This is a genomic window from Streptomyces sp. NPDC001393, assembly GCF_053597455.1.
The window spans coordinates 139,139-154,176 of sequence record NZ_JBSFIH010000012.1 but is presented as its reverse complement, the minus strand read 5'-3'; the positions used below and the strand labels follow the sequence as shown (position 1 = coordinate 154,176).

At 71.7% G+C, this 15,038-nt stretch carries 13 protein-coding genes; 10 read left to right on the top strand and 3 right to left on the bottom strand.

The window, feature by feature from the left end; all coding sequences use genetic code 11:
- Nucleotides 1-13 precede the first annotated feature (13 nt).
- Together ACWC2T_RS16425 and ACWC2T_RS16420 are read right to left on the bottom strand one after the other, a co-directional pair.
- Nucleotides 14-3,106, bottom strand: a complete 3,093-nt coding sequence (locus ACWC2T_RS16425; protein WP_450671034.1) for a tetratricopeptide repeat protein — start codon at nt 3,104-3,106, stop codon at nt 14-16.
- Nucleotides 3,106-4,941: an HSP90 family protein gene (locus ACWC2T_RS16420; RefSeq protein ID WP_450671033.1), complete on the bottom strand. Its 1,836-nt coding sequence runs from the start codon at nt 4,939-4,941 to the stop codon at nt 3,106-3,108. Before ACWC2T_RS16420 ends, ACWC2T_RS16425 begins: the two co-directional genes overlap by 1 nt.
- 151 nt (nt 4,942-5,092) lie before the next feature.
- Here ACWC2T_RS16420 and ACWC2T_RS16415 point away from each other — a divergent pair, with 151 nt between their 5' ends.
- The 9 genes from ACWC2T_RS16415 (at nt 5,093) to ACWC2T_RS16375 (ending at nt 13,856) form a co-directional block, all read left to right on the top strand.
- The gene (locus ACWC2T_RS16415) at nt 5,093-8,377 is read left to right on the top strand and encodes a helicase-related protein (protein WP_450671032.1); all 3,285 of its coding nucleotides are present in this window, start codon (nt 5,093-5,095) and stop codon (nt 8,375-8,377) included.
- A gap of 41 nt (nt 8,378-8,418) precedes the next feature.
- Nucleotides 8,419-9,006, top strand: a complete 588-nt coding sequence (rsmD, locus tag ACWC2T_RS16410) for a 16S rRNA (guanine(966)-N(2))-methyltransferase RsmD (RefSeq protein WP_450671031.1) — start codon at nt 8,419-8,421, stop codon at nt 9,004-9,006.
- 26 nt (nt 9,007-9,032) lie between these two features.
- Entirely contained in the window at nt 9,033-9,512 is a 480-nt protein-coding gene (coaD, locus tag ACWC2T_RS16405; RefSeq protein WP_450671065.1) for a pantetheine-phosphate adenylyltransferase, read from the top strand.
- Between the two features lie 66 nt (nt 9,513-9,578).
- Complete coding sequence (locus tag ACWC2T_RS16400; protein ID WP_450671030.1) at nt 9,579-10,637, top strand: cell division initiation protein; 1,059 nt, start codon at nt 9,579-9,581, stop codon at nt 10,635-10,637.
- A gap of 128 nt (nt 10,638-10,765) precedes the next feature.
- Nucleotides 10,766-11,416 carry a YceD family protein gene (locus ACWC2T_RS16395; RefSeq protein WP_450671029.1) on the top strand — a complete coding sequence of 217 codons (651 nt, stop codon included), beginning with the start codon at nt 10,766-10,768 and terminating at the stop codon, nt 11,414-11,416.
- Nucleotides 11,417-11,418: 2 nt separating this feature from the next.
- A complete protein-coding gene (gene rpmF / locus ACWC2T_RS16390; protein ID WP_003951102.1) occupies nt 11,419-11,592 on the top strand; it encodes a 50S ribosomal protein L32 in 174 nt (57 codons plus the stop codon).
- An 8-nt stretch (nt 11,593-11,600) separates the two neighbouring features.
- Nucleotides 11,601-12,458: a ribonuclease III gene (rnc, locus tag ACWC2T_RS16385; RefSeq protein ID WP_450671028.1), complete on the top strand. Its 858-nt coding sequence runs from the start codon at nt 11,601-11,603 to the stop codon at nt 12,456-12,458.
- An 83-nt stretch (nt 12,459-12,541) separates the two neighbouring features.
- The gene (mutM, locus tag ACWC2T_RS16380) at nt 12,542-13,423 is read left to right on the top strand and encodes a bifunctional DNA-formamidopyrimidine glycosylase/DNA-(apurinic or apyrimidinic site) lyase (RefSeq protein WP_450671027.1); all 882 of its coding nucleotides are present in this window, start codon (nt 12,542-12,544) and stop codon (nt 13,421-13,423) included.
- Nucleotides 13,424-13,436: 13 nt separating this feature from the next.
- The gene (locus ACWC2T_RS16375) at nt 13,437-13,856 is read left to right on the top strand and encodes a DUF6924 domain-containing protein (RefSeq protein ID WP_450671026.1); all 420 of its coding nucleotides are present in this window, start codon (nt 13,437-13,439) and stop codon (nt 13,854-13,856) included.
- 12 nt (nt 13,857-13,868) lie between these two features.
- Here ACWC2T_RS16375 and ACWC2T_RS16370 read toward each other — a convergent pair whose 3' ends face one another.
- Complete coding sequence (locus ACWC2T_RS16370) at nt 13,869-14,261, bottom strand: winged helix-turn-helix transcriptional regulator (protein ID WP_450671064.1); 393 nt, start codon at nt 14,259-14,261, stop codon at nt 13,869-13,871.
- 117 nt (nt 14,262-14,378) lie between these two features.
- Between ACWC2T_RS16370 and ACWC2T_RS16365 the strand changes: the two genes are divergently transcribed.
- The gene (locus ACWC2T_RS16365) at nt 14,379-14,975 is read left to right on the top strand and encodes a flavodoxin family protein (RefSeq protein WP_450671025.1); all 597 of its coding nucleotides are present in this window, start codon (nt 14,379-14,381) and stop codon (nt 14,973-14,975) included.
- The last annotated feature ends 63 nt before the right edge of the window (nt 14,976-15,038 follow it).

Genomic DNA, 15,038 nt, shown 5'->3' with positions numbered 1-15,038 from the left:
GAGGGCCCGGGCCTCACGGCTGAGGCTCGTCGAGCATCCGGATGGCTTCCGCGCGACGCGCCCGGACGGTGTCGTCCGTGTCGCCGGCCCCCTCGTAGGCGGCGAGTACGCCGCGCGCGCGTGCCGCCGCCTCAGCGGCCCGGCCGAGGCCGGCCTGAAGCCGGCCGGCGGCGAGTTCGGCACCGGTACGGTCGTGCAGCCCGTCCGCGCCCAGGGCGTCGAACAGCACGGCCGCCCGCTCCATCTGGACCAGCGCCGCCTCGAACCCGGCCTGGATCGCGCCGTCTTCGACCTCCTCGTCCGCCGAGCGGGCCAGCAGATCCCCGAACTGGCGGTGCGTGTGAGCGAGTTCGGCCGTGAGCTGTTCCCGGGACACCGGGTCGGCCGCGGCCCGAAGCGCGCGCTCGCACTCCCGCACCGCCTCGGTCATCAGCTCCCGGCCGCCCTCCGCGCCGCCCTCCCCGCGCAGCGCGAGCCAGCCGCGGGCGCGCAGCGAGCGGACGAGGAAGGCCGGGTTGCCCAGCGCGCGCCACAGTCCGCCCGCGCGCGTGTACGCCTCGTCCGCCTCTTGAAGCAGGCCGGCCGTGCTCAGGGACTCGGCGGCGAGGTGGGCGAGCGTGGCGTGGTCCTGCTGCTCGGGCCAGTGCCGGGCGGTCTCGGCCGCCCGCAGCCGCTGTTCGGCGGCCGCGCGGTGATCGCCCAGCTCGCTCAGGCAGTCGCCGAGCCACCACCGCGCCTGTACGACGGCCCCGTCCCCGTGCGTCTTGGCGGACAGGTCGGCCAGCGCCGACTCCAGCACCTCGGCGGCCTCGGCGTACCGTCCCTGCCCCAGCAGGAACCCGCCCAGCTGCTGCCGCGCCCAGGCACCCAGCGTGCCGCTCTCGCCCGCCTCGTCGGCCCAGTGCGCCGCCTGAAGCGCGTGCTCGGCCGCCTCGACGACCTCGCCCCGGGCGCCGACGACCTCGGCGAGCTGCAGATGCAGCTGGGCCCTCCCGACCGGCTCCACGTACGGCCCGCCGTGCTCCAGCGCGGCCCGCAGCGCCCGCTCGGCCCCGGCCGGGTCACCGGCCTGATGGGCCAGTGCGGCGACCTGCGCCTCGTACTCCACGGCGAACCACGGCAGCCCGGCGTCCACGTACCCGTCGGCCGCCCGCCGGAACAGCTCCGCGGCCCGCCCGGCGTCCCCGCGCAGCCCGGCGAGCTCGGCGAGCATGGCCCGCGCCTCCGCGGCCCGGGCGGCCAGCCGCACCTCGCCCCCGGTCCGCCCGTCGACCAGCGCCAGCACCTCACGCACGGCCTGCTCGGCCCGCACCAGAACATCCCGCACCCGCCCCGGCACAACCCCGGGCGCCACGGCGTCCCCGGCCCCCGCCCGACGCCCGGCCTCCTCGCCGGAGGCGGCCCCACCTGCCACGCCGTCGTCGGGGTGTGTGCCGTCCGGCAGCAGGCCTTCGCGTTCCGTCTCGCCCGAGCCCACCGAAGGTGCGGGGCTGTCTTCGGCCGGTGTCTTTAGGACCGGTGCCCCCTCGTGCACGCACCGCATCAGGATCCGGGCCCGGCTCATCAGCACAGACGCCGTCTGCCGTACGCCGGTGGACTCCTCGGCGTACAACGCCAGGACCTCGTCGTACAGGGCGGTGGCCGTCTCCAGGGCCACGTCCACCTCGCCCGTCAGGGCGCGGACGTACGCGCCACGCGCGCGTGCCGCCAGGGCCTCGCCGGCGTCGCCCGCCTCCGCATAGAGGGCGGCTGCCTGCTCGAACAGCTCGATGCCCGCCGGGCCGCGGGACATCGCCTCGTGGTCGGCGAGCTCCGCGCGGTCGCGCGGCTCCAGTTCCGTTTCGCCCGCCGCCCGCGCGACGGCCGCCCAGGCCTCCGGGGCGTGCGGCTGCAGCGTGTCCGACAGCCGCCGCGCCTCGGCGAGCAGGGCCGCCAGGTCAGGCGCGTCGGGCACCTCCGGCGGCGGGGGCGCGACCACCGCGGCCGGCGCGGGGCGCGAGCGCACGCCCAGCGGCAGGCGCTCCACCAGCGGCCGCCGGGCCATACGCGCGCGTGCCCGGTCGCCGACGTACGACGTGCCGTTGCGCCGGTCGAACCGCTCGGCCAGGTCCAGCGCCTCCACGCGCGCGTGGGCGGCGAGTTCGCCCGCCGTCCAGGTCCGCCCGGCCGGCCCCGGCACCCGCTGCCCGCCGAGGCCCAGCTCGGTCAGCCGGTCCATCAGCAGCGTCACCACGGCCATGAAGTCCAGCCGGCTGCGCGGATGCCCGGTGTCCGTGAAGTAGGCGGGGCGCTCCGCGAGCAGCTCCAGCGCGCGTGCCTCGTTCCCGGTCAGCGCGCAGAACTCCACATGGTCGGCGTACGCGCCGCGCATCGACTCCATCGGGCGGACGAGCCGCAAGCCCCGCAGATGGTTCGCGCGGGCCTCGTCGAGGCGCCCCAGGCGCAGCAGCGGGGCCAGCGAGGAGGCCAGCACGGTGTGCGGTTCGTGCGCGCAGGTGAACTCACCTTCCAGCACCGGCCGCCACAGCTCCAGGGCCTCCGCGTCCCGGCCGCGCTGGACCTGCCACTCGCCCTGCCTGTGCAGCTCGCACGCGTGACAGTCGGCCATCGCGTCCCGGTCCGCGGCGAGCCACGCCGCGTACGCCCGCTCCGCACGCGCCAGGTCCCCGATGTGCGCGGCCACACTGAACTCGGCGCCGCGCACGGCCCGTTCGGAGTAACCGGCGAGCCGGTAGCGGTGCTCCATCTCGCCGAGCCACTTCTCGATCGAGGCGAGCGGGACGTGCGGCTGGTCCAGCATGCCCGCCGACACCCACTTGAAGACCCAGTGCAGCGAGTGCGCCTCGTACGCGTCGAAGTCCTCGGGTCGTTCGTCCCACATGCGCAGCAGCCGCGCGAACGGGACGAACATCTTGTCCTTCTCGGAGCTGTAGTTGTACACCTTCAGCTGGTGCCCGAGCGCCTCGATGACGGCCAGCGGGATGCCGAGGCCCTCCGCCTCGGCCAGCAACTGCTCCGCGCGGGCGTTGCGGGCCGGGCCCTCCGGCTGCCCGGAGTTCTCCGCCATCGCCCGGCGCAGCGCGTCGAAGTCCGTGATCTCACCCATCAGTCGCCGTTCTCCCCGTGTGTGGCCCATTCCAGCAGGCCGATGAACGCCCGGTTCAGCAGCGCCGAGTCCGCCGGCCTGAGCGGGCGCTGCGCCATCAGCAGGGCCTGCCCGTACAGCGACTCGGTCGCCGTGCCGATCAGCTCCGCATCCTTGAGCGAACTGATCCTGCGCACCAGCGGGTTGAGATGGTTGAGGACCAGACGCGCGCGTGGCGCGCTGCCGCGCAGCGAGCCGAGGATGCCCGCCCACAGGTCGTCGGCCCGCTCCTCGGCCGCCGCGCGGGCCTGCTCGTGCCGCGCGGAACGGTCGTCCAGGTGCAGCGCGGGCACCGACAGCGGGTGGAAGGCCCGCAGGACGACATCGCAGCCCAGGGGGTCGAGTTTCGCCCGCGCGGCCGCCAGGAAGCCGGACAGGGCCAGCTCCTCGTCCGCATCGACCGCGTCCAGGTGCGCGGTCACGGTGTCCGCGTCCAGCTCGGCGACCACCGTGCCCGGCCGCACCGACGGCAGCGCCTCGACCAGGTCGCCGTCGTACGTGTAGCCGCCGTTGACCACGCCGACGCCCTGCGCGGAGGCGATCGGCGCGACCTGCCGGTACTCCTCGACGGTCCGCGTGAAGTGCACCACCGGGTGCCGCTGCGCGAACTCCTCCAGGGACAGCTGCCCGTCGGTCGTCTCGAACGGCAGCCAGGGCAGCATCGTGCGCAGCATGTCGCGATCGTGCCGGGCGAGGGACTTCACCCCCAGGTGGTGCACGGCGAGGAAGGCCGCGAGCCGCTCCGGATCACCGGCGGCCAGCCCCGTGAGCCAGGACCGGATCCTTTCGCCGAGCGCCTCCCGTACGGCGGCCAGCGTCTCGTCCTCGTACAGCGACTCGCGCGAGGCCGTGGGCCGCAGACTGTCGGTGTCCAGCACACAGCGCACGAAGAACGCCCAGTCGGGCAGCAGCTGTTCGGCTTGCTCGGTCAGCAACATGCCCTTCAGGTGCACCCGGTGCCTCGCCCGCTGGGCCGGGCTCACGGCCGCCGGCAGCACGTACGCCACCCCGCGGATCCCGGCCAGCGGCACGTCCAGGTCGATCGAGTCCAGCGGCGCGAACCCGAACAGCTCGTGGCAGTGCCGGGCCAGTGCCACCCTCCGGCTCGACGGGCTCGGATACGGCCGGTCCCAGGGCGCGGGCAGATCGGTGACCGGCTCCTCGCCCACCCGGACGTCGTAGGGCAGCAGCGCACCGACGTCGCGGGCCAGGGCCAGGACCCGTTCCGGCGCCAGCCACTCGGCCGCCCCGGGCCGGGCGGTCAGGTGGACGGTCGTACCGGGCTCGGGCCGCGCGGAGTGGGGCAGGGTCCGCACGGTGTACGAGCCGTCGTCGCACGCCGTCCACTCCACCGGTGGTGCGCCGGGCGTACGGGCGCTGCGGCTGACCACCCGGATCCGCTCGGCGACCACGAAGCAGGCCAGCAGGCCGATGCCGAACTGGCCGAGGAAGTCCGAGCGGGCCTCCTGCAGGCCCTCGGCCCGCTTGGAGCTGCGCCCGATGGTGGCCAGCAGCTCGTGCACGTCCGCCTCGGTGAGCCCGATCCCGCTGTCCTCCACCCGCAGGCCGCCGCCGTCGGCGTACAGCCGCACGCGGGCCGGGGCGTCGGGCTCCGCACTCCGCCGTGCCGTGATGGCGTCGACGGCGTTCTGCAGCAGCTCGCGCAGATAGACCTTGGGGCTCGAGTAGAGGTGATGGGACAGCAGGTCCACCAGACCGCGCAGGTCGACCTGGAACGTGTGAGGTCGGTGAGGTGATGGGGATGGCTGGGATGACTGTGAGGTCTGCGAGTCCATCGTCACTGCGCCGGAGGGGGAGGCATGCGGCGCGGGGTCGGGCGGTCCCGGCGGGGCGGTGACCGCGGGGGATGGCCGGAGCGCGCCATCCTAGGGCCGAACAGCCCGGCTGACCAGGGTTTTCCCGGCATTGTCAGTGACGTGGTGTGCAATGGATCTCGTGCCCGCACTGCAAGAACCACTGAAGCAGCCCCTGAAGTCGGTGCTCGGCCCCGCCACCGCGAAGGTGATGGCCGAGCACCTCGGCCTGCACACCGTCGGCGACCTCCTCCACCACTACCCGCGCAGATACGAGGAGCGCGGCCAGCTCACCCAGCTCGCCGACCTCCCCATGGACGAGCACGTCACGGTGGTCGCCCAGGTCGCCGACGCGCGCCTGCACACCTTCGCCTCCGCCAAGGCACCCCGCGGCAAGGGCCAGCGCCTGGAGGTCACGATCACCGACGGCAGCGGCCGGCTCCAGCTGGTCTTCTTCGGCAACGGCGTGCACAAGCCCCACAAGGAGCTGCTGCCGGGCACCCGCGCGATGTTCGCCGGCAAGGTCTCGGTCTTCAACCGTCGCCTCCAACTGGCCCATCCGGCCTATGAGTTGCTGCGCGGCGACAGCGAGGAAGCCGTGGAGAGCTGGGCCGGCGCGCTGATCCCCATCTACCCGGCCACCGCCAAACTGGAGTCCTGGAAGATCGGCAAGGCGGTCCAGACGGTGCTGCCCACCGCCCAGGAGGCCCTCGACCCGCTGCCGCCGTCCCTGCGCGAGGGCCGTGGCCTGGTCCCGCTCCCCGAGGCCCTGCTCAAGATCCACCGCCCGCACACGAAGGCCGACATCGCCGACGCCCGCGCCCGCCTGAAGTGGGACGAGGCCTTCGTCCTGCAGGTCGCCCTGGCCCGCCGCCGCCACGCGGACACCCAGCTTCCCGCCGTCCCCCGCACACCCAGGCCCGACGGCCTCCTCACGGCCTTCGACGACCGCCTGCCCTTCACCCTCACCGAGGGCCAGCAGAAGGTCTCCAAGGAGATCTTCGACGACCTCGCGACCGAGCATCCGATGCACCGGTTGCTGCAGGGCGAGGTCGGCTCGGGCAAGGCCCAGCCGCTGGACTCGCTCGTCCTCACCCCTGTTGGTTTCCGTCGCATGGGCGACTTGAAGACAGGGGACGAGGTCATCGTGCCGGACGGGGAGGTCGCCCTGATCGACGGCCTCTTCCCGCAAGGAGAACGCGACGTCTGGCGTCTGATCCTTTCGGACGGAAGTTCCGTGGAGTGCGACGACGAACATCTCTGGATCGTCGGCACGAGCTGCGGGTGGCATCGGGGTCAGCCGCCCAAGGTCATGACCACTCGGGAGATCCGCCTGGACACGTTCAAGGCCAACGGATCCTCGAAGTGGTACATTCCGGCCGCAGCCCCCGTCGACCTCGGAGACGACTCGGCGCTGCCGATGGATCCTTACCTTTTCGGCCTTCTCCTAGGGGACGGCTCCTTCCGCCACAACTTGCGCCTGTCCACTATCGATGACGAGATCCGGGATGCCGTGGCGGCCGCCGTGGCGCCAGAATGCCGGTTGGTGCCAGTGCAGGGCTCCCGTTGCGACTACACGATCCAGCTCGCGCAACGTGTCGGCGGGGCGCGAAATCCAGTGATCCAAGCCCTGCGCGATCTGGGTCTGTGGGATCTGACATCACACGACAAGTTCGTTCCTGACATGTTCAAGAACACGTCGATCAAGAACCGTCATGCTGTACTCCAGGGGCTCATGGACACTGATGGGACCGTCCATACGGGCGGCTTCAGCGCCTCGTTCTGCTCCGCCTCGCGCAGGCTCGCGGACGATGTCGCATGGCTGGTGCGCTCCCTGGGAGGCCGGGCGCGGATCCTGCCGGAGCGGGCTGCGTTCAATGTCTCCGTTTCCCTGCCCGATGCCTATGCCCCGTTCAGGCTTACGCGCAAGGCTGAACAGGTAGGTCCCCGGCCGAAGTACAACACCTTCCGACGCGGAGTCCGCTCAGTCGAGTACGTGGGACGAAAGCCGGTCCAGTGCATCAGCGTCGCCCACCCGAGCCACGCGTACGTCACCGACCACTTCACGGTCACCCACAACACCATGGTCGCCCTGCGCGCCATGCTCGCCGTCGTCGACGCGGGCGGGCAGGCGGCCATGCTCGCGCCCACCGAGGTGCTCGCCCAGCAGCACCACCGCTCGGTCACCGAGATGATGGGCGAGCTGGCCAGTTGGGGGCTGTGGCGCGAAGCGCCTCCGCAGAAGGGTGGTGGTGGGCGACGGGAGGGCGGCATGCTGGGCGGCGCCGAGCACGCCACCAAGGTCGTGCTGCTCACCGGCTCCATGGGCGCCGCCGCCCGCCGCCAGGCCCTGCTCGACCTGGTCACCGGCGAGGCCGGCATCGTCATCGGCACGCACGCCCTGATCGAGGACAAGGTCCAGTTCCACGACCTCGGCCTGGTCGTGGTCGACGAACAGCACCGCTTCGGCGTCGAGCAGCGCGACGCCCTGCGCGGCAAGGGCAAACAGCCCCCGCACCTGCTGGTCATGACGGCCACCCCGATCCCGCGCACGGTCGCCATGACGGTCTTCGGCGACCTGGAGACCTCGGTCCTCGACCAGCTCCCCGCCGGCCGCTCCCCGATCGCCAGCCATGTCGTCCCGGCCGCCGACAAGCCGCACTTCCTCGCCCGCGCCTGGGAGCGGGTCCGCGAGGAGGTCGCAGCCGGTCACCAGGCGTACGTCGTCTGCCCCCGCATCGGCGACGAGGAGGACGACCCCGGGAAGGCCAAGCAGAAGTCGCCCGAGGACGAGGCGGAGAAGCGCCCGCCGCTCGCGGTCCTGGACGTCGCCGACCAGCTGGGCCGCGGCCCCCTCCAGGGCCTGAAGGTGGAGGTCCTCCACGGCCGTATGAACCCCGACGACAAGGACGCGGTGATGCGCCGCTTCGCGGCCGGCGAGACGGACGTCCTGGTCGCCACCACGGTCATCGAGGTCGGGGTGAACGTCCCGAACGCCACGGTGATGGTCATCATGGACGCCGACCGCTTCGGCGTCTCCCAGCTCCACCAGCTCCGCGGCCGCGTCGGCCGGGGATCGGCCCCCGGCCTGTGCCTGCTGGTCACCGAGATGCCCGAGGCCAGCGCGGCCCGCCAGCGGCTGAACGCCGTCGCCGCCACCCTCGACGGCTTCGAGCTCTCCCGTATCGACCTCGAACAGCGCCGCGAGGGCGACGTCCTCGGCCAGGCCCAGTCCGGCGCCCGCTCCTCCCTGCGCGTCCTCGCGGTCATCGAGGACGAGGAGGTCATCGCGGAGGCGAGGGCGGAGGCGACGGCGCTGGTGGCGTCCGATCCGGAGCTGGAGCGCCTGCCGGGTCTCCGTACGGCTCTGGACGCTCTGGTGGACGAGGACAGGGAGCAGTACCTGGAAAAGGGCTGAGCCACAATGAACGTAATGCCGCCCACGAAGAAGGACCCCACATGACCCGCGTGATCGCCGGCCGGGCCGGCGGACGGCGCCTCTTGGTACCCCCCGGCACCGGAACCCGGCCGACATCGGACCGCGCACGCGAAGGCCTCTTCTCCACCTGGCAGTCACTGCTGGGCGGCCCCCTGGACGGAGAACGCGTCCTCGACCTCTACGCCGGCTCGGGCGCCGTGGGCCTGGAGGCCCTCTCCCGGGGAGCGAGCCACACCCTCCTGGTCGAGGCCGACGCCCGCGCGGCGAGGATCGTCCGCGAGAACGCGAAGAACCTGGGTCTCCCGGGCGCCGAGGTCAGGGCAGGCAAAGCGGAACAGATCATCAGACAACCGGCCCCACAAGAGCCGTACGACCTCGTCTTCCTCGACCCCCCGTACGCCGTCACGGATCACGATCTTCGCGAGATTCTGCTCACACTCCACTCGGAGGGCTGGCTCGCTGAGCAAGCGCTCGTCACCGTGGAGCGCAGCACCAGAGGCGGCGCATTCCGGTGGCCGGACGGCTTCGAGGCGATCAGGTCCCGTCGCTACGGCGAGGGAACGTTTTGGTACGGTCGCGCCGCCTCTACGTGCGAAGACGCACGATGACCGGACCGGAGAGCGAGGGATCACAAGTGCGCCGCGCCGTCTGTCCCGGGTCGTTCGACCCGATCACCAACGGACACCTCGACATCATTGCCCGAGCCTCCCGTCTCTACGACGAGGTGTACGTCGCGGTGATGATCAACAAGTCCAAGAAGGGCCTGTTCGAGATCGAGGAGCGGATCGAGCTGATCCGCGAGGTCACCGCCGAGTACGCGAACGTCCGGGTCGAGGCCTTCCACGGCCTCCTCGTCGACTTCTGCAAGCAGCGCGACATCCCCGCCATCGTCAAGGGCCTGCGCGCCGTCAGCGACTTCGACTACGAACTGCAGATGGCCCAGATGAACATCGGCCTCACGGGAGTCGAGACGCTGTTCGTGCCCACCAACCCCACCTACAGCTTCCTCTCCTCCTCCCTGGTCAAGGAGGTCGCGGCCTGGGGCGGCGACGTCTCCCACCTGGTGCCCGCCCCGGTGCTCGAGGCCCTGAACAAGCGCCTGCGCAAGGTCTGATGGGACCGATGGGACTACAGTCGTCCCGTCCGTCTCCATCCCGGCTGTAGAGAGTGGCGAGCACAGGTGGACGTGCAGAAGAAGCTCGACGAGATCGTCTCCACGGTCTCCGGCGCCCGGTCCATGCCCATGTCGGCGTCGTGCGTGGTCAACCGTGCCGAGCTGCTCGCGATGCTCGAAGAGGTGCGCCAGGCGCTGCCCGGCTCCCTCGCTCAGGCGCAGGAGCTGATCGGCGACCGTGAGCAGATGGTCGAGCAGGCCCGCATGGAGGCCGAGCGGATCATCGAGAACGCGCACGCCGAGCGCGGCTCGCTGATCTCCGACACCGAGATCGCCCGCCGCTCCCAGGCCGAGGCCGACCGGATCCTCGCCGAGGCCCGCAAGGAGGCCGAGGAGATCCGCGCCGAGGCCGACGACTACGTCGACTCCAAGCTCGCCAACTTCGAGGTCGTCCTCACCAAGACCCTCGGCTCGGTGGGCCGGGGCCGGGAGAAGCTGCTCGGCACCGGGCCCGGCCTGGACGAGAACGGCTACGAGGACGAGGACGCCCCCGAGCGCAGCCACGACCCGGAGACCCTGCGCCACAACGCCGACCAATACGTCGACGTCAAGCTGGGCGCCTTCGAGGCGGTCCTCGCCAAGACCCTGGAGGCCGTCGGGCGCGGCCGGCAGAAGCTGCACGGCCGGATCGCCACGGACGACCTCGGCGCCCTCGCCGACGACACCACGACCTTCCAGCACTCCAGCGACGCCGACTACCTGGCCGACCTGGCCGCCCTCGCCGAGCAGGACACCCCGGCCGAGCGCACCGACCGCCAGCAGCAGCCGCAGCAGCCGTCGTACGAGCCGCAGCCCGCGTACGCGTCGTACGAGCAGCAGCAGCCCGACCCCTACGGCGGCTTCCCGCAGCAGCCCGCCTACGGGCAGCAGGACCCCTACGGCTACCAGCAGGCCGACCCCTACGCCTATCAGGGCTACGAGCAGCAGCAGGCCGCCTACGACCACCAGCAGGCCCACCAGCAACAGCAGCAGGGCTATGCCCTGGACGAGACCAGCCTCTTCGACACGAGCATGATCAGCGCCGAGCAGCTGAGGGCCTACGAGCAGGGGCGCGGTCTGCAGTGACGTACCGGATTGGGCCCTGAGCGAAAGGTCCAGTATCCTGGCTCTTCGGTCGCGCGTACGTCCGCGATCACCGCTGCCCGCGACACCGCTGGGTGGCGGCCCTCCGAGCTCGAAGATCGAAAGCAGGAATGGCCTCCAACGCCCGCCTCGACCACCGCAACCCCCTCGTGTTCGACACGCACGAGCTGGGCCGGCGTCCTGGCGCGCTCCAGCGCCTGTCCCGCACGATCGACGCTCCCGCCGATCTCGGCATCCAGGAGGTCATCGGAGTGCCGGAAGGCGCCCCGGTGGAGCTCGAACTCCGGCTCGAGTCGGTCATGGAAGGGGTGCTCGTCACAGGCACCGCCCGTGCACAGGCCGAGGGGGAGTGCGTAAGGTGTCTGGAGCCGCTCGGGCTGGAGCTCGAAGCGGACTTCCAGGAACTGTTCTCGTACCCTGACGCCGACGACCGGGGCCGTGTGATCGCGGAACCGGGCGACGACGCCGAGGACGACGAGGACAGGTTCTTCCTCGAGGACGGACTCTTCGACCTCGAACCTCTGCTGCGCGATGCGGTGGTGCTCGCACTGCCGATGCAGCCGGTGTGCCAGGAAGACTGCCCGGGCCTGTGCTCCGAGTGCGGAGCGCGGCTCGCGGACGACCCGGACCACCATCACGACGCCGTCGACATCCGTTGGGCGGCTTTGCAGGGACTCGCCGGTTCACTCGAAGACGGCGAGAAGGACGAGATGAGCGGCGCTGACGCGGAAGCGGGCGTCGACGAGAAGCAGGAGAAGTAGCCGTGGCTGTTCCGAAGCGGAAGATGTCGCGCAGCAACACGCGCCACCGCCGGTCGCAGTGGAAGGCTGCGGTCCCCACCCTGGTTGCGTGCGAGCGCTGCCACGAGCCCAAGCAGCAGCACATCGCGTGCCCGTCTTGCGGCACCTACAACAAGCGCCAGGTCCTCGAAGTCTGAGCGGGCTGGTGAGAGGCACTGTGTCCAGTCCCAAGAAGGCGGAAGACGCCAAGGCGGACGCACCCGCCAAGAAGAAGGCGGACAACCAGGCCTCGTCCCACACGCTTCTGGAAGGGCGGCTCGGCTACCAGGTCGAGTCCGCCCTTCTGGTGCGCGCGCTGACCCACCGTTCCTACGCGTACGAGAACGGCGGTCTGCCGACGAACGAGCGGCTGGAGTTCCTCGGTGACTCCGTCCTCGGCCTCGTCGTCACGGACACGCTGTACCGCACCCACCCCGACCTGCCCGAGGGCCAACTGGCCAAGCTGCGGGCCGCGGTGGTCAACTCGCGTGCGCTGGCGGAGGTCGGCCGCGGCCTCGACCTGGGCTCCTTCATCCGGCTCGGCCGCGGTGAAGAGGGCACGGGCGGCCGGGACAAGGCGTCCATCCTCGCCGACACCCTCGAAGCGGTGATCGGTGCGGTCTATCTCGACCAGGGCCTCGACTCGGCGTCCGAGCTGGTGCACCGGCTCTTCGACCCGCTGATCGAGAAGTCCTCGAACCTCGGTGCCGGCCTGGACTGGAAGACCAGTCTCCAGGAGCTGACCGCGACCGAAGGACTCGGCGTGCCCGAGTACCTGGTCACGGAGACCGGCCCCGACCACGAGAAGACCTTCACTGCTGCCGCCCGCGTCGGAGGCGTCTCGTACGGCACCGGCACCGGCCGCAGCAAGAAGGAGGCGGAGCAGCAGGCCGCCGAGTCCGCCTGGCGGGCCATCAAGGCCGCGGCGGACGAGCGCGCCAAGGCGGCCAAGGAGGCCCAGCAGGCCGACGAGGCGGCCAAGGCCGCGGCCAAGGACGACGCGTCGTCGTCCGCTCCCGCCTGACCCACAGCAGTACCGAGCGCCCGCCCCGCCCGTCACGGCGGGGCGGGCGCTCGGCCATCCACCGCTTGCGTACGGGGGTCCCGATGCCCGAGTTGCCCGAGGTCGAGGTCGTCCGGCGCGGTCTGGCGCGCTGGGTCGCCCACCGCACCGTCGCCGAGGTCGAGGTGCTGCACCCGCGCGCCGTACGCCGGCACGTCGCGGGCGCCGACGACTTCGCGCACCGCCTCAAGGGCCACCACATCGGCGACCCGAGCCGCCGCGGCAAGTACCTGTGGCTGCCGCTGGAGGAGACGAACCAGTCAGTCCTCGCCCACCTCGGCATGAGCGGCCAGCTGCTGGTGCAGCCGCAGGAGGCGCCGGACGAGAAGCACCTGCGCATCCGGATCCGGTTCGCCGACTCCCTCGGCACCGAACTGCGCTTCGTGGACCAACGCACCTTCGGCGGGCTGTCGTTGCACGACAACACCCCCGACGGCCTGCCCGACGTCATCGCGCACATCGCCCGCGACCCCCTCGATCCGCTGTTCGACGACGAGGCGTTCCACCGGGCGCTGCGCCGCAAGCGGACCACCGTCAAGCGGGCTCTGCTGGACCAGTCGCTGATCAGCGGCGTCGGCAACATCTACGCGGACGAGGCGCTGTGGCGCGCCCGCATCCACTACGAGCGCCCGACGGCGAACCTCACCCGCCCCGTCACGACCGAACTCCTCGGCCACGTCCGGGACGTGATGAACGCGGCCCTCGCCGTCGGCGGCACCAGCTTCGACAGCCTGTACGTCAACGTCAACGGCGAGTCGGGCTACTTCGACCGGTCGCTGGACGCGTACGGCCGCGAGGGCGAGCCCTGCAAGCGGTGCGGCACCCCGATCCGCCGCCGCCCCTGGATGAACCGCTCCAGCTACTTCTGCCCGAAGTGCCAGCGCCCCCCGAAGATCCGGGCGGCGGTGCCGGCCGGCCGGGGCTGAGAGGAAGCGCCGTATGGCCCTGCCCGGACAGGGCGAGTTCTCGCTCGTCCTGCGCACCGACTTCTCCGACGACCCGGCCTGGGACGCGGTGTGCGCGGAGATCGAGGAGGCGGAGGAGTTCTCGACGGCCGTGTTCGTCAGCGATCCCCGGTTCGCCGGGGTGAGCGTCGAGGCGCTGGTCGAGGAGGACGCCGCCGCCGACGACGACGCGAAGGTCTTCTACGTGTTCCTCGCGGACGCGACCACCATGGCGGACGCGGAGCACCGCCTCCTGGCCGTCGACCTCGCCGACGAGCCCGGCCGCACCTTCCGGGTCGCGCCTGCCTGGTTCTCCGACATCTCCGTCAACCTCGGCATCGCGAACATGGACTTCGCCGAGTTCGCGGACTGCGTCGACGGCTCGGGCACCTACCGGGGCTGCGGCGACGGCTGACCGCCGCCCCGGCTACGCCGGCCGGCGGCCGTCGTAGGCCTCGCGCGCCGCCAGCACCTCGTCCATGGCACCTTCCACGCAGTGGATGAGCGCCAGCAGCCGCTCGGCGACCTGGCGGCCCAGGGGAGTGAGGTCGTAGTCCACGCGCGGCGGGTTGGTCGGCTGTGCCTCGCGGTGCACCAGGCCGTCGCGCTCCAGCGCGTGCAGCGTCTGGGACAGCATCTTCTCGCTCACCCCGTCCACGCGGCGGCGCAGTTCGTTGAAGCGCAGCGAGCCCTCGTACAGCGCGCCGAGCGTGAGACCGCCCCAGCGGCCCGTGACGTGCTCCAGCGTGCCGCGGGACGGGCAGGCCTTGGCGAAGACGTCGTAGGCGAGGTCGTCGTGGTCCTGGGTGGTGGCGCTCATACCGGCGGTCATGGCACAAGGATACTCCCGCACAGCGCTAACCGGCGGGTTGCACTAACCAGCGGTTAGTGCTTTCCTGGGGTCACCGCTTTCGAGCTGCCCATTCGAGGAGTCTCTGTGACCACCCCTGTCACCACCCCTGTCGTTTCCATCGCCTACCACTCCGGCTTCGGCCACACCGCCGTCCTCGCCGAGGCCGTCCGGACCGGTGCCGCCGACGCCGGGGCCGAGGTGCACCTGATCAAGGTCGACGAGATCACCGACGAGCAGTGGGAGACGCTGGACCGCTCCGACGCCATCGTCTTCGGCTCGCCCACCTACATGGGCACGGCCTCCGGCGCCTTCCACGTCTTCGCCGAGGCCACCTCCAAGCGCTGGTTCGGCCAGGCCTGGAAGGACAAGCTGGCCGCGGGCTTCACCAACTCGGCCTCCAAGAGCGGCGACAAGCTGCACACCCTGCAGTTCTTCCAGACGCTCGCCGCCCAGCACGGCATGACCTGGGTCAACCTCGGCCTGATGCCCGGCTGGAATGCCAGCACCGCCTCCGAGAACGACCTCAACCGCCTCGGCTTCTTCGCCGGCGCCGCCGCCCAGAGCAACAACGACCAGGGTCCCGAGGGCGTCCACAAGGCGGACGTGGCCACGGCCGAGCACCTGGGCCGCCGCGTCGCGGACACGGCCCGGCAGTTCGCGCGGGGCCGGATCGCCGCCTGACGCCAGGACGGCGAAGCCGAGCGGCTGGGCCATCGCGTCCGGGGTCCGCAGACGATGGGGCGG